Annotated in this window: 11 protein-coding genes; all 11 read right to left on the bottom strand. The window is 53.4% G+C overall.

The window, feature by feature from the left end; all coding sequences use genetic code 11:
• Positions 1-39 precede the first annotated feature (39 nt).
• The 11 genes from CVU77_01385 to CVU77_01335 all read right to left on the bottom strand — a co-directional run bounded on the left by CVU77_01385 (position 40) and on the right by CVU77_01335 (position 22,915).
• Positions 40-981 carry a hypothetical protein gene (locus CVU77_01385; GenBank protein ID PKN02101.1) on the bottom strand — a complete coding sequence of 314 codons (942 nt, stop codon included), beginning with the start codon at positions 979-981 and terminating at the stop codon, positions 40-42.
• A gap of 29 nt (positions 982-1,010) precedes the next feature.
• On the bottom strand, positions 1,011-2,288 hold the full coding sequence (locus tag CVU77_01380) for a hypothetical protein (GenBank protein PKN02100.1): 1,278 nt from the start codon (positions 2,286-2,288) through the stop codon (positions 1,011-1,013).
• 4 nt (positions 2,289-2,292) lie between these two features.
• On the bottom strand, positions 2,293-3,684 hold the full coding sequence (locus tag CVU77_01375) for a hypothetical protein (GenBank protein PKN02099.1): 1,392 nt from the start codon (positions 3,682-3,684) through the stop codon (positions 2,293-2,295).
• A complete protein-coding gene (locus tag CVU77_01370; protein PKN02098.1) occupies positions 3,684-4,646 on the bottom strand; it encodes a hypothetical protein in 963 nt (320 codons plus the stop codon). The genes CVU77_01375 and CVU77_01370 overlap by 1 nt, the downstream gene beginning before the upstream one ends.
• A gap of 246 nt (positions 4,647-4,892) precedes the next feature.
• Entirely contained in the window at positions 4,893-7,001 is a 2,109-nt protein-coding gene (locus CVU77_01365; GenBank protein ID PKN02097.1) for a hypothetical protein, read from the bottom strand.
• Between the two features lie 55 nt (positions 7,002-7,056).
• A complete protein-coding gene (locus CVU77_01360; protein PKN02096.1) occupies positions 7,057-7,860 on the bottom strand; it encodes a hypothetical protein in 804 nt (267 codons plus the stop codon).
• A 231-nt stretch (positions 7,861-8,091) separates the two neighbouring features.
• Entirely contained in the window at positions 8,092-10,641 is a 2,550-nt protein-coding gene (locus tag CVU77_01355; GenBank protein PKN02095.1) for a hypothetical protein, read from the bottom strand.
• Positions 10,642-10,768: 127 nt separating this feature from the next.
• Entirely contained in the window at positions 10,769-11,227 is a 459-nt protein-coding gene (locus CVU77_01350) for a hypothetical protein (protein ID PKN02094.1), read from the bottom strand.
• A 230-nt stretch (positions 11,228-11,457) separates the two neighbouring features.
• The gene (locus CVU77_01345) at positions 11,458-12,555 is read right to left on the bottom strand and encodes a hypothetical protein (protein ID PKN02093.1); all 1,098 of its coding nucleotides are present in this window, start codon (positions 12,553-12,555) and stop codon (positions 11,458-11,460) included.
• A 167-nt stretch (positions 12,556-12,722) separates the two neighbouring features.
• Positions 12,723-13,820 (bottom strand): hypothetical protein, encoded by a 1,098-nt coding sequence (locus CVU77_01340; protein PKN02092.1) that lies wholly within the window; start codon positions 13,818-13,820, stop codon positions 12,723-12,725.
• 188 nt (positions 13,821-14,008) lie between these two features.
• On the bottom strand, positions 14,009-22,915 hold the full coding sequence (locus CVU77_01335; protein PKN02091.1) for a hypothetical protein: 8,907 nt from the start codon (positions 22,913-22,915) through the stop codon (positions 14,009-14,011).
• Positions 22,916-22,957 lie beyond the last annotated feature (42 nt).

The following is a 22,957-nucleotide window of genomic DNA, read 5'->3' as shown; positions in this document are numbered from 1 at the left end:
GAATTTGTGGGATGGCAATCCCACCGCTACATCCTTTTTCTAATGCGACGACTTAAGAATCTTCGCGTTGACGTAAGAGACCGCCAGCGTAATAAAAAGAAGGGCGTAGCTCATGGCGGCGGCGTAACCGTAATTCATCCTGTCCCACTGACGGAAAAGATAATATCCCGCCACGCGCGTCGCCTCCATCGTCTTACCGAAAACGACGACGTTGGGCTTGCCGGAAGTCATCGCGTAAATTTCGGTGAAGGAGTTGAGCGCTCCTATCATACCCGTCACAACCATAAAAAGGATTATGGGTCTCACGAGAGGTATCGTGATTTTCGTGAACTTCTGCCAGTTACTGGCTCCGTCGATGTCGGCGGCTTCGTAGACCGAGCGTGATATGTTTTGTATCGCCGCAAGAAAAAGAATCATTCCGAAACCGGTGTTTTTGAGAACCAAAGCCACGACGACTCCGAGCATTGCGGTGCGGGGGCTGCCGAGTATTCCCTCGCGCGAAAAAAAATCTATGCCGAGAGCGTTCATAATCTGCGAGATGACGCCTCCCTGCGGGGCGTAGAGGAACATCCATATGGTTCCGACGACAAACATATCCAGGACATTCGGCATGAAATAGGCGCTGCGGAAAAACGAGTGCCCTTTGAGATGATTGTTAAGAAGCACTGCCAGAACGAGCGAGGAGAAAATCAGAAGCGGTATATAGAGGATAGCGTAGTAAAAAGTTACGGCGAGCGACCACCAGAAGTGATAATCTTTCGCAAGTTCAATATAGTTTTTCAGGCCGGTAAATCTCATATCTGAAAAAACGTTGAACATGTCGGTATCGACGCTCACCGTCCTGAAACTCAGATACATCGAGTAAAAAATCGGATAGACGAGAAAAACGGCGTAAACGGCCAGAAACGGCGAAAGAAAAACGAGAGCCACCGTCGTGTCGCGCCATTTCGGGGTCATCCTTGAAACGAGTTTTTCCAGCATAATTTCCTCCGTTAAGTCATTCTTGCCGCTTATGGCGCGGACGGGCGACTTGAGAGTACCGAGCGGTTTCTGCCGCTTTCTTTAGCCGCGTAGAGAGCATTATCGGCGGCGGCGCATAGAGCCGCTCCCGTAACGCCTGAATCCGGATATACGGCCGCGCCGACGCTCGCCGTTACGTGGAATTGTATCATTCCCCGAAGATTATCCGAAAAATCCGCGGCCTCTATCGAACGTCGCACGCGTTCGGCTTGTTCGAGCGCCGTTGAGGAATCGCAGTAAGGCAGGCAGACGACAAACTCCTCGCCGCCGTACCTTCCGACGAAAGCGCCCGGATATTCAAACGCCGCAAGCACGGACGATATTTTGACGAGCACCGCATCGCCGGCCGGATGTCCGTAAGTGTCGTTGACTTTTTTGAAGTTATCCGCGTCGAGCATAAGCAGAGCGAAACCGCTTCCGTATCTGTGCGCTCGCTTAATCTCGATGTCGAGTTTCCGAAAAAAATAACGCCGGTTAAAAAGTCCGGTGAGCGCGTCGTGGCGCGATTTCGATTCGTACTCTTCAAAGAGCGCCGCGCGGCGATAGCCGAGAGCAAATACGGAAAATAGATTTTCAACGGCGCTAAGGCGGTCGCTCGCAGGGGCCGACACAAACTCCGCCAATATCGCGCCGAGCCGCCTGTTCCCGTCCGATATCGCGCCGAAAAAATAATTTCCGTTCGACGGCATTGGACCGTTCTCAAAAAAGACACGCACGTCGGCCGAGTGGCTTTCCGACGGAAGGCGAGGAAAGGCGGAAAGGCACGATCCCTTGTGGTCGAAAACACGGACGCCCGACACTCCCTCGACCGATGAAACGAGGCGGGTTATATTTTCGCAGAGTTCCTCTTTATTCATTTGCGAGAGCGTTTCTTTAGCCGCGACGAAGTCGGCGGTCGTTTTGTCGAGATCTCGCTGAAGCTTAATAGCCCCGGCAGTCGCGGCGGCGAGTCGCTCTTTTTCGACGGCGAGCCGGCATCCCATCTCATCTATTTTCGCGGCGCAACCCCTCGCCGCGCGGCCGAGTGATTTATAGAAATCCGAGGCGAATATCGCCGATATCGCAAAAAATGTAAGCGGCCCGACGATCGCGCGCGACTCCATCCCGATTGTCGGCCACAGTATCGGAAACACCCATATCAGAACCGCTGCGGTCGAGACAGCCGCCGCAATCGCCCGGGGTTTGGCGGCTGTCATCGTCAGTGACCACAGAAAAGCCGCCGACAGGAAGTAACCGATGTGAGGGTAGACGTATCCGATAAAGTTCATATCCTTAATTTTTATCAGGGCCGGGTTTTGCTCCCGATCCGCTATCCGGCGACGGCATCACGCGATTTCGACCGGATATTTTGGCCGCATAAAGCATCTTGTCGGCGCGAGAGAGAATTTGTTGCCAGGATTCGTCGGACGATTCCATCGAAGCCGCGCCCACGCTTACCGTCACACGGAGAGCCGCGGACGCCGGTCCGGCGAAGAATCTTTCGTGTTCTATCATCGATCGGACTTCTTGGGCGACGGCCAGGGCGGCGGCGCAGTCCGTATGCGGCATTACGGCGACAAACTCTTCCCCCCCGTATCTTCCGAGGATGTCGGTCTCGCGCAGTCGCCTCCTGAGCGAATGAGCAATGGCTTTTAGCACTTCATCTCCGACGGTGTGTCCGTGTTCGTCGTTAATGCTCTTGAAATGATCGATGTCGAACATAAGCGCCGAAAGGGGAGCGCCGTGTCCGCGCGCGAGCGTAAATTCCTCATCAAAGCGCTCCATAAGGTAACCCCTCAGATACGCTCCCGTGAGTTCATCGAGTATGGATAGTTTCTGAGTTTTTTCGTAAAGCATCGCATTTGCCGCCGCCGTCCTTGAAAAATCAAGAGCCAAAGAAAGAAAACGCTTATCGTCGTCGGTCAGAGCCCGGGAAGTTTTTTCGACCAAAACCCATTCGCGCCCGGGGACTTCGTCGAGAAAAGTCGCGGCTATGCGCCTCGAATCGGCGGAGACGAAAAATGCTCCGGTCGCATGGAACGCGCCCGCGCTTCCGCCGGCGGCCGCCACAAAATCCGGCGGAGCGGAGCGGAAGGAAAGCATCGCGCCTTCGCCGAGATAGCCGGCGAACCTGCCGCTCAATGCCGCAAAAAAATCCTCCGCGTCAAGAAGGCCGCACACCGCGCGCAGAAACGCGGCCATTTTAGAATAGTTTTCTATCCTGCGTTCACAGGCAGCGGCGGTCTCTGAATGCTCCGCCGCAAACCGCCGCGTCTCGTTAAGAGCTATCTCAAACTCTTCCGATTTTTCCGCGAATGCCGCCCGACGGGAATCCATTATAGCCGCGTATTTCAGCGCCGCGAAAAACACCGCCCATGAGAGCGCCAGAGACGAGATGAAAGTCGCCCTGTTCGTCACCGATGAAGCGGCTATCGCGCCGACGAGAGAGATTATGGTAAAAAAAGCCAGCAATGACGCCGCGACGGACGTTCCCGAAAAAATGTGACTCAAAAAAATTACGAGGACGGAAGCCGGATACACAAGAATTATGTGCTGCGGCGCCCTTAGAGAAACGAAAACTACTGCGAGCGCCAGAGCGATCCACAGCAACACCGCCGTCTGGGCGGCGAGTTCCGCGCCGAAGAGAAAGGTGTGCGGGGTTTTGTCCTTCGCCGAAATTGTCATTATTTTATCCTGTAAGAAAACTCGGCCGCGAAATCGCCGAAGCCGCCGGATATCACGTAGGGATATATGAAAGCCGCCGTCAGGGCAATATCGCCGGAACGCAGGGTCGCGCCGGCGGCCGCCTGCGACGAATTGACGCCCAGACGAAAATCCGCCGCGCCGGCTTTTATCTCGACCGAAGGTATCGCTTCGGTGAAACCCTTGTATCCTGATGCGGCGAAGTCGAGCCGCAACTCGTATGGCCGGAAGACCGCCGCCGCGCCGATGAGGAAGGAGACATCCTCAGGCGCGTTTTCATAGATGCCGAGATTCGCTGGAATGAGATTGCGCCCGACGACTCCCAATCGCAGACGACCGGCGGTATATATCGCCCCGACGTCCAGAGTCAGCGCGCTTTTACGCCCTGAGTACACGGAGAAAAAATCGGAGGTATATTCGTCCGCGACATAAGAAATCGAAACCTGTTTGAGCGCGGCGCCTATGACGATACGGTCATCCGACGACAGATGATCGCCCTGCGAGGAATAGGTCGAGCCCCCGACCGGATATGCGGCGTAAAGAACCAGGTTCTGACGCGAAAAATAATCCTTGAGCCCGAGCGAATAGAATCCCGCGCCGGCCGTCAGACCGTCGCCGAACGGACAGAGAACTTCGAGCGTCGTCTCGGAGATGTCCGGCCTGATATATCCCGGCACTCCTTCTGCGGCGGAAGTGTCAACCCCGGCGAAAAACTTTTTATAGCCGACGCTCGACGCAAATCCGTCGGCGGCGAAGGCCGCGGCGGCGGGATTGAGCCAGACATAATGCGCCGACATCGCGGCGGCGCCGCCTCCCGCCGACGATAAAATAGCCGCGTTTGCGCCCGGCTCGTAGGATCTCGACGCCGCGGCGCAAACACATAGCACCGCTGCCGCCAATGCCGCCGCGCGAAGACGCGCAAACGAATGTTTCGTCATCATCATTTTATCGAGCCAGCCACCGTAAATATTTTCACCTTTTAATTTGAGTCAATTGAAAAACCAACCTTTTTCCCGTATGCCTGCCCTCGAACGTTTTTATCGGGGGTCATTCCCGAATGTTGTTATCCCCGATAAAGACATTCGGGGACGAATCCATACTACGACTGAAACTCTGGATTCCCGCTTTCGCGGGAATGACGTGATAAGGGTTTTTCAATTGACTCAATTTGTTATCCGATTAACACACGGTTACCTGATTACCACACAACTGCCGTAAATATTCTTTCTTCCCGGCTCGGGCGTACTGAGACGATAAAGATATACGCCGGGCGCAGTTTTGGAGCCGAGCGAATCGCGGCCGTCCCAGAAGTTCCCGTCAAAAGTCCGGATTAGGCGACCGCGCATATCGAATATTTCTATCTTCGACGGCGTCTCGCAGTCGAACTCCACGACTTCGCCCAGAGACGGATTAAATGTGGGCCGCACGACTTTTTTAAGCGGCCCGGCAATCGGCGAGACGGCCGTCTCTCCTGAAAAAATCGCAAAGCGGGAAAAATGGGACGTCTCGAAAGATATTTTATTTTCGGCCGCGGAAACCGTTCCTTTGAGCGCCACGTTTCTTGCGCCGGCTATGCGCCCGACGGAAAGCTCATATTCGGATACGCCGGCGATGTCGTCGTCGAAATATCTGAGCTTAATCAACGCGGGCTTTTCGAAAACCACTCCGACGCGGCTGCCGCTTCTATCAAGCGCGTAAAAATCGTAATACGCGAGCGCTCTGAGTCCGCCGTCGCCGTAAAGATCGCCGTTCGACGATGAATATTCGAAATAGATGGTCGTCGCGGTCGAGAGCCCGTCCGGCGGTATTTCCATCAGGACTCCTCCCCCGAAATCGAGCGTCGAAGTTTGCGTCGAGAGCGGCGCGTACGCCGAACCGCGCGACTCTATCTTTACGGCATACGAGAAGGCCGGCGCCGAGGCGGGCAGAAGATGAGTGCCGGCCGAGTCCGTTATTTCGAAATAATATTTCAGTGTGGCCGGGATTGAAGGCAGCCAAAGAGCGTATGAGGCCTTGGATCCGGCGATGTTCATCGCCGACGTGCGCCAGACATTTTCAGAGTCAAACAAATAGCGCAACGCAACCGCCGACGGCGCGGCGGAGGATTCGACTTCAATATCGAGGATTTTACCGGGAAAGCAAAATACACTTTGCGCCGAATGCGCGAGCGAAGGGCGCAGCAGCCGCGAAACCAACGTTTCAGAACAACCGCCTTCCCCCTCGCCCGAATATACCGCCCTCAGAAAAAAATGATAGGTCGCACCCGCGACGAGGCCTTCTATCGCGGCGGACGTCTCCGTCGATGCCGCGCGGACGTAACGCCCGTCGGTTCCGTCTTGGGCGTAATACAGCCGGTATTCGTCGAGATTGCTTTCGATGATCCCGCGCGTCTGCCAGGAAACCTTCGCATCGAACGGACTTTGCGGAGTTAAGACGAGCGAGCGCGGCACCGGCGACCGGTCGCCGGAGGTTCCCGAAAGATTCAGAGCGAGCCACGTGTCTATCGTAGAAGAATCGTGCCATACTTCGGGGAAAACCGCCTTTTGGTCGGGTATCGTGTCGCGCGCCGAGCCGAAAAGATCGTCGGAAGAATCGAGCGTGCCTCGCGTATCCATACCGCCCGTGACAGCCGCCGCGATTCTGATTTCCTCTCCCGACGGGAAAGATGCCGCGCCGAATAAAATCTGCCACGGTATCTTTATCTCGGCGTAACCGATATTGCCCGCGCCCCCGCCGGAGGCCTTCTGCGCGACGGAGCCGTTGAGATTCGCGGTCGTATCGTCGGGATAGAGCCGGAAAAATCCGTGGCCATCCGCGGGATCCAGTTTCATCTCGTAAAGATGCCACTGAAAATCCGGTCTGAAGCCGTGGGCGAATTTATTCCCTCTGCGCCACCACCACATCCCCGAGGGATTACCCGGATCTTTCAGAAGGGAGGCGTCCGCGATTCCGTCGAGCGGGGATGTGTCTATGTAGACGATAAGGTTGTTGCCGTCCTTCTGAACGCCCGATACTCCAAGGTACAAAGCCGAGTCGTCCCATGTGGCGTACAATCGGTGGATTTCATTTTGCGCGCCCCACGGAGAGTCGTTCCAGGAGTCGTCGTAAATCAACTCGTCTTTGCGCCATTCGGCGATGTTGCCGTCGATAGCAATTGTGTGGGGGGTTGTAGCATAAAGCAGGGTATAGGGTCTATGGGTTAGGGGATAGAAAATAGAAAAAAGAAAAAAGAAAAAAAACCTAACCCCTAAACCCTGAACCCTAAACCCTGTCTTTTTTATACTCTGTTTTTTATTCATTTTACTAAACCCTAGACCCTATGCCCTAAACCCTGTCTTTCTAAACCCTGCTTTTTCAAAACTTTCCCCCGAACGATATTCTGTGAGAATAACCGAGCTCTCCATAAGGCGCGAAAGCGTAGTCAAGAGAATAATTGTGAAAAGAAAACCCCATCCCCAGAGCCGCGCCGGATGTTCCGTTAAGCCGGTCGTCGTAGAACAAATCTTTGAAGCTCCATCCGCCTCTGACGGCGAGCGCGTCAAACGCCCTGTACTCGGCGCCGAGATTGATCGAAAGTTGATAGTCGACGGGCTTGACGAAGTCGAGCGCGAGTTTGAGTTTTCCGGCGACAACGTCATATCCGAAGCCCGCGCGAAAAGTCAGCGGCAGCATTTCGTCGGCCGCGATGAATCTTATCGTCCCGCCGATATTCTGGACGGACAAACCGAACGCGAGACGGTCCGTCACGAGATGAAGATATCCGACGTCGGCGGCGAGCCCCGTCGCTTCATTATCTTCTATCCTCTCCGAAAGCCACCTGACGAGCGCTCCGACGGCCTTATCATCGGAGATTCGTCTTGCCGCCGCAACAAAAAACGTCCTATCCTGGAGCCGGTAATCTCCCTGCGCGCGAAAACCCGCATAAACATCGTCGTCTATGAAAGTCCTTGTTATCTCGTCGGTATACAGATAGCCAAAGCCGAATGCGACGACCGTTTTTTTCATAGGATGAGCATAGCACAGCGAATCGTAGCGCACGTCCTGAAAATGTTCAAGATGCATAAACGAAAATTCTTTCGCGTCGACTGAGGCGAGCCCCGCAGGGTTCCATGCGACGGAGTTGACGTCGTCGGCCACGCCTGCGAACGCCGAGGCCATCCCCACCGGTCTCGCCCCGACACCGAGTTTAAGAAAAGTCGCGGATGTCGTGCCGGCGGCGTGTAGAGAGTGGTTAGTGGTCAGTGTATAGTGGATAGTAAAGGCAAGGACAAGGGCAATCCGTCGCAGGGGCCGTCCTCGTCCGCGAGTTGCCGTCGAAACACTAGTCGAAAGACACAATTTTCTCATATATTATCCGTTTTATTTACTAACCACTATCCACTGACCACTTTATCTTACAATTCCCACTTTTCCTGTGAAATGGTTTTTGCCGACCTTGACGCTTTCATCTTTCGCAATGAAAATGTAAACGCCGCTTGCGACGCGTTCACCGTCGTCGTTCATGGCGTCCCAGCGGCACTCTCCGATCTCGTCGGCTTCAAGCCCTTTGTATCTGACCAATTCGCCGGCTATATTATAAATCCTGATATCCGCGTTCCGTGTGAGGTTGGTGAATCTGATTCCCGTCGAATAGTCGCCCGTTTCGCGTAAGCCGTCGTGCGGCTTGAAGGGGTTCGGATAAACCGCTACGTTCGAAAGATCGGCGGCGGGAGCCGGCGCGCGAAAGAGTGCGTAGACCGAGAGTTCCTTAGTTTTGAACTTTATGAGCTTGGCGTCGCGGTCTATATCGGGTTTGATATCTTTCAGTATCCGCCAGAAATCGTTTTTTTCGTTGAGGCGCGCGACTTTCAACTCCTCCGGCACAATGGACAGCCCTGCGTAAGACAGCGAGACGACTATGTCTTTGCGCGCTCTTCTGCCGGCGACGGGATTAAAGTAATCGTTTTTCGCCGAATCGTAAAGATCGAAAGCGAAAACGCTCGACGACGCAAGGTTCTCGTTATCCGCGACATAGCCGAATCTGGCATCACGCGAGGCGAGTGAATTGGCCGCGTCTATCTTGGCCGCGACCGATCCGTCGAGCCGTAATTCCCCGAGATTTTTTATGACTCCGAGATATTCGCCCTGTTGAAGCGCACCCGGCGGAAACTCCATCGCCGCCACGCTCGGCGCCTCCGGCGAGGATCCCGCGAAACGCAACGTTTTGACGACGAGGCCGCCATCCTTGGCGTCGAAGGCCTTGGGGGCTACCGCCACGACGGAAGTTGAAAATCCCACGACGTGCCACGAGCCGTAGACCGCGCAGACCGCAAAGTAAAAACCCGGGCAGTCCCCGCCGAGGTTCAAAGTCGTCAGACGCCCCGTCGCGCCCAACGGCAAACCGCGCGCCGCGCCGGCGGTCTTTGCGCGATGAAAAGAATCGGCGCCGATTATCGGGAATGTCGCGTATTTGACAATGTATGCGCTCGCCGCGCCGTAGGCCGCGTCATGAGACGCGGCATTCCACGCAAGTATGACTTCACCCGTCAGATTACCGATATCGCAAATAAAATCGCCCGCCGCGAAAACCTCTTGGGCGGCGGGATTGTATCGCGGCAGAGATTCCCCGACGGACGGAGGATTGGCCTTTACGGCATCGGAGAACTCCGACCATTGTCCCGACGAGGATACGGCGGCGATCCTGTAGAAAGCCGTCGAGCCGTCGGCGAGGACGTCCGAGTAGTAGAATGTCGCGGGGCCCAGGATATCCGGCGAAGATATTACGGAATAACCGCCGGCGGCGAACGACGAGCGCTCAAGTGCGTAACCCAGAAGAGTGCCCGTCGAAAAGGGGTCGCAGTCCCATGTGATTTTGACGGCGCCGGCGGACGGCTCGGCGGAAAAAGCCGTCATAAACCGCGGCAGGTTCGACGGCGTTCCCGTCGGAGTCCAGACCGACCAGACGTCTTTAATAGTCATTCTGCGCGAACCCTCATCCTTTATCGCGACATTTCTGTACGGCCCTCCGAGCGCAGGCGGCAGATCGGGTTCATAAAGTTCGCCGTTGACGAGATATTTGTATTTGATGAGCGCTCCGGAGTAAAGCGAAGCGTCGGCGTGTTCGAGCCGCCATTTGCCGCCGCCGGCGTAATCCATACTCAGACGGCCTTTGTAAAACGGCGGCGAGGTGAAATCTCCGATAACGGAAACCCCGGTTACTCCCGATAGCGCGAATACGTCGACCTCGAGGGCAACCGTGACGTAATTTCTTTTCGATGCGGGCGAAGTTTGCGCGGGAGACGAAAGCATTGGCGGAAGATACGCGTCGTAGGCGCGGACGCGGTAATAATAAGTCGCGCCCGCCTCGACGGACGAATCAGGAAAACTCATGCGGCTTAAAATCGCCGTGACGGAAGATATCACGGCCATACCGTCGGAAAACGATACGCTTGAGCGCCATATCTCATAACCGCCTCCGCCCGTAAGATCGAAAACAGCGGTTCCGTCGAAAAGCGGGTTGTCCCATTCAAGAGATACGAAGTCGTTGGCGGCTGACCAGAAAGAAGTGAGATTGGCCGGAGGCGGCGGAGCGTCCGAGAAGTTGTGCCAGACCGTAGCCGCCGCAACGAGACCCGCCGCCGGATACGCCGTTCCGTCGACGATAATTTCGCCGGGATTCGAACTGCTGACGTAGATAGTTCTGTATACCGGCGTTTTTTGCTCGCCCGACGATTGAGTTTTAAAATAGTAGTAAAAGGTGTTGCCCGCCGTTACCGGAATGTCCGCGAAGTATATCGTCGTGCCGTCGGCGAGCGCCTCGCGTGTCATCGCCGCCGACGAACTCCAAACGGAGTCCGAAGGCGAGCCCGACGAAAGATAGTCGCCGTAAAAATGTTTCTGCTGCGTCGCAAAGCCGCCCGTCTCACCCGCAGGAGTTCCGATTTCAAGAGCATAAAGCAAATTGCAAATAAATAATAACAGTAGTGTAGCCCCTTGCGGGCGTAAATACGTATGCAATGTAGCCCCTTGTGGGCGTAAATACGCAAATTTGTTACGGGCATAAATCCCTACACTACACGGGCGTAATTTAAAATTCATCTATATACCCACAATATGGATATTCTTTCCAATTTTTAACCAAACCTTTTCTTACAGGATTGCTAACTATATACTCCGCAATTTTTTTAGCATCTTCTTGCTTTCTTAATATATGATCGTAAAATCTTCTTTGCCATAGAACTTTTTCAACACCGTATTTCCAACCAATTCTTGTTGTCAATCCTTTAAATCTATTCACAAAATCAGTAATTGAATAATTTTCAGCATTTGTTGAAATTAAAAAATGAATATGGTCAGGCATCAAACAATATACGAAAATACTATATCTGTTATTTCTCTCCGTCAATAAACACTGTATAATTTCGCGATTAAAGTTGTCCTCTATAAAAAAACCTTTTTTAAAATTTGTATTAACAGTAACAAAATATATTCTTCCGGGTTGTGAATATAGTTCTTTTTCCAGCCGGATTTTTTTTGGTGGTTCCATTTTTGTCTACGGGGACAAGCCCTTTTGTCTACGGAGACAAGTCCTTTTGCCTACGGGGACAAGCCCTTTTGCCTACGGGGACAAGCCCTTTTGCCTACGGAGACAAGTCCTTTTGCCTACGGAGACAAGTCCTTTTGCCTACGGGGACAAGTCCTTTTGCCTACGGGGACAAGCCCCTACACTACAGGGCGTAAATACGTAAATTTGTTACGAACATAAAGCCCCCTACACTACAACAACCATCTAATCGCATCACTTATTCTGTCTTTCAATGTTTTCGAAAGTTTTACTTCGACGAGCCGCGCGGGGATTCTTGCGGGCGGGCACGGCGGCGCCCCATCCGAAGCCGCGTTCGGCGTGAGCCACGCGAGATAACCCTTCTCTTTTATCACCTTCCAGTCGATGCCTTCGACTCTGAATCTTATCGGAACCGCCTGACCCGGAGATGCTCCCGGCGTCTGTGACGACGCCGCGTCCGAGCATAAATTGACATCGCCGAGAACCCCCTCGGCGTCGCCTTTGTAAGCGTCGCTCGACGAGACGGCGTAATAATATCGCACTCCGTTCTGAACGTTCGTATCCGTCCATGAGAAACAATGTCCGGGAGTCGAGGCCACTATTTCGTATGGGCCGCCCGCCGCCACCGACGAGCGGTAAATAACATACGCTCCCCCCGCGATTACATCAATGGCTTTGTATTGTTGGGAGCCCGTGCCCCACCAGCCGTAGGGCGCGCCCCATGTAAGATGAACCTTGGAGTCGCCGGGCCGGGCGCGAAGGTCCGTCGGGGCGGATGGGGTCGAAGCCCAATTGCTGAAAACGTAAAACGTCGTGCCCTGCGCGAGATCCGGTATTGCGACGTATCGACGGGCGTCGCCGCCTATGGACCTGTATTCCGCCGAGCGCGTATCGGAAGCAAGCGGCGCCGCGGGCGAGGTCGAGGCGATGAAAGCCGCGTCCGAGCCGTGATTCGGAACGGCGTCGAAATAAGTGAGACCTGTCGTGACGCCGGCCAAAGGCGTCGTCGAAACGGCGAAGAACGCGAAATTATATTCCGCGCCCGGATACAAATCAAATTTTATCTGATACGTGCCGTCTCCGACGGGAGACATCGTCGCGGCATACATCCCGTACTGCTCGTAGCTTATGTCGCCTCGGTCTTCCCATGCGCTTACGCCGACGCCGCGCTGGAGGGCTATTTTTTTCTGGAAATTCCCCCACTGCGCGAACGCGCCCGCGCCGGCGGGGAGTTGGGCGCAAATCCTACCCGCCGACGCAAACGCGACGACTAAAAGAGCCACCGATAGAAACGTCTTCGATTTTTTCATATCAGCAATTTAATACAAACGAGACGATTTCAAAAATCCCCCTTTATCCCCCTTTAATAAAGGGGGATTGTTCCCTTATTCCCCCTCTTTGAAAAAGAGGGGTTAGGGGAGATTTTACGTAATGTGCCAACGCGTTTGTATCGGTTACTTAATTCTATATTTTATCCTCATCCCTTCGGCAGATAAGCGGAAAGAAACACGCCCTGAATCTTGTGTCGGTATAATCTGCCGTCCTCGTGCCACGGAGTCAGATAAACGAGATCGCCGTGCTCCCTGACGTAGTTCTCGTCGATATTTTCGACTTTGAAATAGACCGGAACGGGGCCCGACGGCTTGCCGTATTTATCATTATGCGCGTATTCGCCGGAGTTCCACATCGTGCCGGTCGGCGGTATGCCGCGCGAAAGATTCGCCCAAAGCGATTTCGACGCAGTGTATGTGGACAGCGTTACACCTCCGTAGGGATCGGATGAGACGAATATGAAATAATACGACGTACCGTTGGCAAGTCCCGAGTGAGCGTAATGCGTGGCCGTTCCGGCGAGATCCGCCAGAAGCGAGTAAGGCCCCGCGGAGTTGGACGTGCTGACGTAGAGCAGATTTCTCCCGCCGAGGGCGTCGACGGAAGGCATACCCGACCCCCACGTTCCCAGCGCGCCTTGCCAGTTGAGATCCACCCGTCCGGACGATATCTTCACAGAGTAATTCGCGACTCCGCGCGGAAGCGAGCCGAAGTTGTTGAAGACGTAAATGGTCGTGCCCGGATCAACCGTGGGCATATCTAACTTTCTTCTTGAATTTCCATTGTTGTCGACGACGATATTGACGTACGACACCCCGCCATCGCCCGTCGACGAGTACGCCGTCGAGGATAGCGATACGAAAGTGCCGGGATCGCTCGTCGCGTAATTGCCCGAGTCGTCCTGCTGGGAACCGTCGGGGATAGGTTCGGCGTAATCTTTTTCGGCATCGAACCCCCATGCGCCCTGCATTATCCTGGCGCCAAAGATATAGTTATAGACGCCACCGGGTACCAGGTCGGTTCTGAACTGGTAAGTGCCGTCTCCGACGGCTTCCATCGCGCTTTTCCCCGCAACGATGAACGATGTGGCGTCTCCGGTTATATCGTTTTTGTTGACTTCCGGCCACGCCGGGACGCTGACACCCGGATGAATCACCACCCCGACCTGTATCTGCGCTGCGTCGCCCCAAGGGGCGTTGGCCGATGCCGCAAAAAGCGCCGAAGCGCCCACTAACGCGGCCATTGCGGCGCACAACAACAACCTAAACAATCTGTACATCATAACTACCTCCCAGTCAAGGGTTTACCCTTGACTTTTTTTATCACATATCCTGTTAAAATCGCGCCATCATTTTACCCCTCAAATACCCCGTCCCTTCGGGACACCCCTTTTGTAAAAGGGGAATAACACCTCGTCCTTCGGACACCCCTCTAAAAGAGGGGAATAATACCCCGGCTGTATTCCCCTTTATTAAAGGGGTGGCAAACCGAAGGTTTGACGGGGTATTTGCAGCCATCCCCCTTTTGATAAGGGGAGAGGAAACTATGCGGCAAAAACTCCCTCTCCCTCGATGGGAGAGGGGCGGGGTGAGGGCGCAGTATGGCGATTTCTATCGCGCGGACGTATCTTTCGTCGAAGAAATTATTTTCGACTTTGAAATAGACCGGCGCTTTTTCGCGCGGCGTGACGGATGCGTCCGACGAGGAAAACTCCGGCGCGCCGGCGCGGTACATATTGGGTATAAAGTTTCCGCTATATGAGTCCGACGACACGACGACATAAAAATAAGTCCGCCCTGCTTCAAGCCCCAGCCCGTCGCCCGGCGCGTTGAGATCCGCGTCAATCCAGTTTCTCGCCGACGTCGAAACCCAGAGATTCCACGGCCCCGCCGAACTGACGCTTGAACGCCATACATAATAATGTCCGCCGGCTATGACGTCGGCGGCTTTCAAACTTTCGCCGCTCGTTCCCCATGCGCCGTAAGGCGTCCATTCGAGTTGGACGGAAAACGTGCTCACGACGGACGCACTTAGATAAACCGCGCTCGGGCTGGAGGCGAAGTTGCAGTAGACGTAAAGTGTGGAGCCCGACGGTAAATCGGTCGGAACATACAAAATCCGTCTTGCGTCGGAAGCCGGCCCCGCCGGCCCGCAAAGCGCTTTGCCGTGCCCTGTTATAGAAATGGTCGAGGTCGATGTTATCATTCCGCCGGCGCCGAAGTTCGGCACGGTATCAAAATAAGTGGTGTTTGTTTCAAGCCCCGCAATAGAAAAAGTGGAGTATGCGAAAAGTATGAAATTATACGAGGTGCCCGGAATGAGGTTCGCCGAGAATTCCTGCTCGGTTGCATCATCGGCGGGGGCGACCATATTTACCGCTTTACCTGTCAGCGTGATATTTGACTTCCCGTCGGCGTCCCATGCGGGAACGCTTGTGCCTTCCTGAAAAGCGATTGTTTTTCTCACCGCTTTCCACAATGGATGCGCCCCGCGGTTTACTCTGACACTTACGGGAACCGCCGCCGACGTGGGCTGAGCGCTTACGGTCGCCGACAAAACGCTGAAATTATTTCCCACAAGTCCCTTGAAAGTATCGGATGAACGCATAAGATAGTAATAAGTTACGCCATTTTGAAGCCCCGTAAACGTATAGTTCATCGTTCCGCCCGAAAGCGTGACTGTTGCGGTATAAGAATTAAACGAGCCGTGGTTATATGTGGTGACGAAAATGTGGTACACTCCGCCGGCAACGACATCGGCCGCTTTCATCGACTCGCCGCCGCCCAGAGGGACATTGCCGGTTTTTTCAGGAGACGGATACGTCCACGGCGAACCGTACGGCGCCGACCAGTAAAGGGTAACTTTATTATTTCCGCCGACGGCCTGTATATAAGTCGGCGCGGTGGGTGAGGAGCCGAAGTTCGCAAAGACGTACATCGTGGAGCCGGCCGCAATATCAGAGGGCAAAACCAGAACACGCCTGGCGTCGCGGGTTATCCCGAACGGCGCAAAAACAGCCGATACGCCCGCCGGAGGAGAAATACCCGTTGATGAATTGGAAACTATAAAACTCCCCGTATCCGGGACTGTATCGTAATATTCGGTGTTGCCGTTCAAGCCCGACGGAGGATTGTTTGTCGTCTGCGCGAAGAATGTAAAATTGTAGCGATTTCCGACAGCCAAAGGAACCATAGCGCGATATGTTCCGTCGCCGGAGGCCGTCATCACCATTTTTCCGTCAGTAACATTTGCTCTTTCGGAAGTGTTCCAGACGGAAAGATCCGTATCCGTCGAGTTGTGCACGGCCAGATACATCTTTATTTTGTCGGCATCGCCCCACGGCGCGCTTGATTGTCCGACTGAAAACGGGATTCCGAAATGGACGTAAACTCTCGAAGATATGAAAACAGGAACGACCGAGGCGGCGGTGCTTTCCAAAACCTGACTCCCCGAATCAACCGCTTTTACCGAAAAGTAATATGTAGAGCCGGTGTCCAGTCCTGTGACGGTATAGGGTTGAATATAACTCGTGGGCCCCGCATTTAATTTAAGTGTGGGCGTAGTCGAGGGCGGCTCGGAGCGATAGATGTTATATCCAGCGATATCCTCTGCGGTCGTGTTCGCGTCCCAGTAAAGATATGCTTTGTTGACGCCGCCGTAAACCTTGACGCCTGAAACCATATCGGGGTTTTGCTCCCAGTCATTACTGACGACGGCGGTGGAATACCCGATTACATACTCGCGGTATTGCGAGGAAGACGTCGCAAACGGCTGTTCCTCGACGGAAGCCGAGTTATAGGCGTAGCGATACCAGAGCGTAGTTCCCGAAACAAAGCCGAGTGTAATCGTGTAGGTACTGGCCGCCGGACACGTCAAACTATTTGTTCCGCTCCAATCGAGCGGTTTTGTGTTCCCGAGTATTTGAACGTTTGAAGGATTGATATTTCCCATATCGACATTAAATGTCACCGGAATGATTTTTACGGAAAGTTGAACGGAAGGGTTTGAGGTGTTGCCGCTGTCGTCAATTGCAACAATCTTGTAATAGTACTGCGTGCCGGTTGTTGTGTTTTTGTCGGTGTAAAGCGGTTCCTGCGACGGCGAAATCAAAACGATGTTTAACTTATTGGCGGCGACGGGCGCAAACTCGCTTTCCGTCGAGCGGTGAATATTATATCCCGCCAAATCGCCTTCATAATTTGCATTCCATCTTACTTCAACCGATCCAAGCCCATTTGTTCCCGAACCATACGCGGCCAACCCCGATGGCGATACAGGCGCGGTTGTATCCGCCGCCCGAGGATATGCCCAAATGGTTGAAGACCAATCGCCGATATTCGCCCTTCTGTCTATCGCCCTGATCCTGTAGTAATAAGTGTTGCCATTGAGCAGATTCGTGTCGACATAACTAATCTGGTCCTTGCCGATGTTAACCGATGCGACCGCGCCCGAAAATCCCGAATTCCATGTCGAACGTTGAACGGTATAATATTGTAAATCCGGCTCGGCGTTTTTTGTCCAGCCGGTTGTTAAAATGTTTGGACCGGCTGAAATCCCAACCCCCGACGGCGCTCTCGGCGCTCTGTCCTGATACCACCGCCAAACGTTCGGCAAAAGCATCGTTCCGTCGCCTTCGTCCCTGATTTCCACATTGGGTATGGCGTCAAGATAAATCTCGCCGCGATTTTCCGCCCCATTGGTCCCTGCGGGGTCATTGAACAAATGCCCCGCGTCGCCCTCCCCTATCCTTCCTCCGCCGGAGGTCGTAATCACGTATTTGTATTCTATAAAGTCGGAATCATCCATATCAAAAGTTCTCTGGAATGTCCCATCGCCGTTGGAAAACAATTGTGTCCATCCCCGGACGTTCCTTTCAGGTTTGGTATCGCCGAATGCCAGAGCGTCTCCCTCCACATCCACGGATGCGACCGACTGCCCGCTATCTCTAGTATCAACCCAGAAGGTGGCTTTTATCGGTCTTGGAACGATCGCTATTTGATTTGAAAGCGCGGATTTGTTCCCGCTCCTGTCAACAGCGCGGACACGGTAATAGTATGTGGCGCCGTTTTCAAGAAGATCCACGTGTTTTCCGTCGGAATTTATCCGACCGTCAAAATTGTTGTCATAATAATACGGAGAAAAAATCTCGACTAACGGCGCGGGGAATGAGCCGGCGGCAATGGAAACCGTGCTTCTATAAACGATATACGACTGGATGTCCCCCTCCGTGTTCGGCTGCCAGAAAATCATAGCGGCATTTTTTCTGGGCCGACCGCTCAGGTTCGTAGGCGGCTGGGGCGGCGCGTTGTCGGCAGTCAGAGTGAAATTTTGCGTCCTGTTTACACCGCCCGCTATCACAATGTTGGTCGAGATATCTACGATGCCGAAACCGTTTGCCCATACGCGTATTGTGCGATTGCCCGTCAGGACTTTTCTTAAATCCCCCGACAGCGAGTAGTTACCGCCGGCGTCGGTAGTCGTCGTCCAGTGACTTTTTCTGTCAATATCAACGACCGCGCCCGGGACAGGATTTCCCGCCCCGTCTTTGACGGAACCGGTTATATTCACCCAGTCGTATCCGCCCCTGATTAAAATTCTGCCGTTATGCGAATCCACATTAAAAGTATTAAGGTTACCATCTCCGTCCGTATTATCATTATCCTGAAGAATGCCGCTTGCATTTGTAGTAAAATTTTTATCGGTCAACCAATCTTTATAGACAGTATTGTTATCGCCTGTGCCCACACTGCTCATCTGGACGTTCCCCGCCGAGCGGTTTATCATAACGATTGATTTTCTGTCGGGGTTGGCCCATGTGCGGGCAACGACAAGAACGTTGTCGTCATACTGTCCGCCCGTATACCAGCCGCGGCCGCCTTTTTTGGGGTCGCCCCTGAGTTCGGGGAAGTTCGCTTTCGCCTGAAGTGTTCTTCTTATGCTGTCTCTGACGGCTATCCACGGCCACTCATTGGCGCGGTTGAACAGCATCTGGCGGACGTTGCCGTTTCTGTCCATCTTCTCCGACGAGCCGCCGCCGTAAGGGCCTTCAAGCCCGACTTCGCCGCCGTAGAAAATCTTCGCGGGCCCGCCGACGAGAAAAGCCGTCATATAAGCCACCCGCTGCTGCCACTCGCCATTTGCTCCGCCGGGCCTGTATCTTGAAATAAGCCGGGTTTCGTCGTGGTTTTCCATCATCACCGGATTTATCGAGAGGTCATTTTTCCATGTCACTTGCTGCTCGTCGAGACCCGAACGCACGCCGATGGTCGTTCGCGATTGGGCGTCTCCCGGCCTTGCCCACGCGCATATATGGTGGTCCCACGCGTCTTTATAACCGCCGCTCGCCATATCAATAGCCCCGTGAATCATCGGTCCCAGAGAGCCGGTGTATTCGTTGAAATTACCGACGGTGCCAGGTATCTCGCCCATCATGTAGAGTTCGGGGTTCCATCTGTCTACGGCAAACCGCAGAACGCGGCAGAATTCGTATCTGCCGGGGCCGTCGCCATTGTCCCAGAATTTTGGATTATCGAATCTGAATCCGTCGGTAAATGACGACCACCAGACCGCGTTATTGACCATATACGCCCTCGGCTCGGCGAACTCCTGCCTTAATCCGTAGCCGAAGATTTCGTCCTGGAAATAATTAGGATATTTTTTGCCCGTCGGAGAATCCTTGCCGCCAACCTGTCCCGGAACCCAGTCGAGCATCGTTTTTAAGTTGCGATTTTTAACCTTCTTCGCCATCTCAATATATTTATCTCTCCCGCCGAACCTGCTCATAAACTGATAGGCGTCGTCAAGGTTGTAACCCCAGATTCCTCCGCCGAACTGATGCACGGGGGCAAACCACAGCATATTTATTCCCATCTCGTTAAAGTAGTCCGCGCTGTCCATTACGCCCTGAAAGTCGCCGCCGTAACTGTTTGTGTCCGTGGGATTATTGTTCGCGGGGTCGCCGTCGCGCCAGGCATCAACGAAAATATTGTAAAGCATATAATCCAACGCCGACGGAGGGGCCGAGGCGTCCGGCTGCGGCTCCGTCATCGGAGGAACACTGTTCGCCGTCGCGCCGCTTACCGCGGTTATGGCGCCTGACGTCGAGAGCGTTATGGCCATGTAATAATCCACTACCCTGTCGGAAACCTCGTTCCAGGTGTTGGTTCCCGAAGATGTGACGACATCAACTATATTTGAACTACCTGCGCCCCACTGGCCTACTACTCCGTTATCATTCCAGAATGTCGCGACGGTAAAATTAACGGTTTTGCCGAGAAATCTTTCTTTACCGCCGAGATTTGAAAGAGGCATCGCCACTTCATAAAAATAATTGTCGTTGTGCTCCGAGTATCCGCCGAAATTTCTGTTTGAGAATTGGCTGTCTTCGACACGGAAAACATCGTTGTCCGTTACGATTTCGCACAGATACTCCCACGCGGTATCGCCGGAGACATAACTGTCCTCCGAGCCGACGCCTCTTCCCCTGAACACTCTTTCCGTGGAAGTGAGGCCGTTGTCGAGCATTATCTGGATAAAATTTCTGCCGTCAAAATTCGCCGCCACGGTTGACGCGAAAGCGACAAACATGTATAAATTGTACTCGTCACAGGATATTCCGACGGAAGAAATATCAAGTTGCGTGGAGCTGTGATTATCGGATCTCTGGTCGGAAATCGCATCGCGCCACAAGGCGTCGCCGGCTGAAACCGTCACTGAATTTATCACCGCCGCGTAGTTGCCGGACCAATCGGATAAACTTGAATCTATCGTTTTACGGCTCACATAAATTCCATCCGAGATAGTCCAGGGGCTTTCGTCTTCGTCGGTATTTTTTGCTTTTACCCGACAATACCAGCGAACGCCGCGGGGCAGCCCGCTCACCGTATAAGTACTCACGGCAGATGATAAAGTCGCCGAGGAAAAATAAAAAGTCGTGTTGATGTCGTTGGAACTTGACACACGGACAAAATAGTTTGTTATAGACCCGCCGCCGATAACCTTCGGCCAGATAAATGATACTGTGCCGTCGGCGTCTTCTATACCGTCAACAACGCCGTAGTTATTCTTGTTTACCTCGGACCTGTCGTCGTAAACGACGGTTACTTTCATGGACTCTGAAACCGCCGGAACAGTGCTTGCGATTACCGAAAGCTCCGAGATAAGCGCGGCGCTGCAAAGCCCGTTGTCGTTATCGCCTTTATCAAGGGTTTTTACCCTGTAATAGCAAGTAACACCGACCGAAAGGCCGGTGTCCGTAAATGAAGACGACGGGTGGGTGCGTGTCGCTATATGTTCGACAAAAGCCGTATTTTCCGACGAGAACGAAAAAGTCGCCCGATAAACCCAGTAAATATCGCGATCGTCATAACCGCCGAAGGACGGCAAATCCCATGAAACATCAATTGTCGTTGAACCGGCGGGAGTCGCGGTAATTCCCGGCGGCGGAGGAGGAGGGAGGTCTTGCGCGGGCGCGGAATTCTCGGAGTTTACTCCGCCGCCGACCGACCACGAAGAAACGTTGCCGGCTTTGTCTCTTGTTTTTACGGCAAAATACCAGGTCGTCCCGGGGTAGAGTATCCCGCGGACGATATACTCCTGCGGAGCCCCGGCAGCGGAGGTCGTCGAAATCTCGACGATGTGCGTATAGGGCGGGTTGTCGATTACCGCATCGTAAAGGTCGGATGTTATGTTGTAGGTGGCGGCTTTTATGACGTAGACGGCTCCGATGGGCGGTTCGGATGCGCCGTCGTCGGAAGGGGCGCTCCATTTAAGTATCACGTCTCCGTCGAGCGCGCCCGTAAGGGCGGTGAGATTTGAAATCGCCGACGGGGGCTTCGAGTCGATCCTGAAAGCGACGCCGCCCGATGCGGCGGTCGAGTGCGGCCCTGAATAATTCTCGACGGAGTTATCCTGAGAAGAAACGCGCCAGTACCAACTCGCGGCGTCGGTAAGTTCGGCCGAGAGATAATTGGTGGTGCCATGCGGCAGATATATCGAGGTGGTGGAATGAAAGATAAATGAGAAATCGGAATGAGTACTGAAATCAACGATGAAGCCAAGAAGGTCGAGCGAGTTAGAGTCGGCTTGGAAAAACGCGGCGCGAACGCTCTTCGTCGAGAGCCACGTGCCCCACTCAAGCGCAGCGGGCGGTTCTCCGACGGACTGGCTCAAGGATGACGGCGCTTGGGGCGGGACCGGCACATCTTCAAGATAAACGGTCGCGCCGACGGAAATGTTCGACCAGTTGTAGTTCTCGTCGCAGTGCCGAACGCGAACGTAGTAAGTTACGTTCATCGTGAGATTTCCGGCGATGAAAGTTTGGAGTTCCCCCTGCGTCATCAAGGTCGAAATAGAGACGCTGTAAGATGTCGGCGAATAATCGTAGGCGGCGTAAGTCGCCACCGTTATTCTGAAATATCCGCTTGTGATGTCTCCAACGTCGCCGTCGGAAAATGGCGCCGTCCAAATAATCGTTATATCATTGACGGCGGGCCCCGACGACGCCGACAAATCCGTAACGACCGACGGCGCCGTCAAATCCTGTCCCCAAAAACCGCCGTAAAAAACGACGCCCGCGGCGGTCATGGATGACGCGGCGGTTTGAGCCGCCGAGAAACGCTCGACGGAAACGCCCGATGCCGTCAGAGACGAGCCGCCGGAGTCGAAAACAGTCGCTCGCAACTGCACCGTGTTTGACGACAGCACCGGTACGGCAGCGTGTAAAGAACCAGCGGGAAGAAGTAAGAAAATGGAAATATGAAAATATAGAGATATGAAATACCCCGTCCCGATAAATCGGGACACCCCTTTTATAAAAGGGGAATTTTGTAGCGGGCGAAACTTGTCCCGAGTTAAACGAGGGATTGTTATTCGCCAAATTTGTAGCCGACGCTTAAGCGTCGGGAAGTAAAGAATATTTTTTTTCATTCTCTTGTAACGTCGGTTTAATTCCCCTTTTACAAAAGGGGTGTCCCGAAGGGACGGGGTATTCTCTTTAACCCACACCTTAATTTGCTCTAAAACTGTATCTAATGATTTTTTTACATCCAAGTCATTAAAATGCAAAATTTTTAAATCTAATGACTTTAAAAACCACTCTCTTTTTTCATCATATTCACACTTAAACTCGTGACTGATACCATCTATTTCAATCACCAAATTTAATTTTGGACAATAAAAATCAACAATATAATTTCCAATCACTTGTTGTCTGGTAAAATCAAATCCGAGCATCTGTTTTTGCTTTACCTTGTTCCACAGCAAAACTTCTGATAAATTACCCGCCTTTCTGAGTTCTCTTGCTTTTTCTTTTAACGCTGGGTTGTAAGGTAATTTCATTAAATACCCCGTCCCGCCTTGGCGGGACACCCCTTTAAGAAA

Source organism: Elusimicrobia bacterium HGW-Elusimicrobia-1 (assembly GCA_002841695.1).
Lineage (GTDB): Bacteria > Elusimicrobiota > Endomicrobiia > PHAN01 > PHAN01 > PHAN01.
The sequence above is the reverse complement of the archived record's forward strand: the minus strand, read 5'-3'. Positions and strand labels throughout refer to the sequence as shown.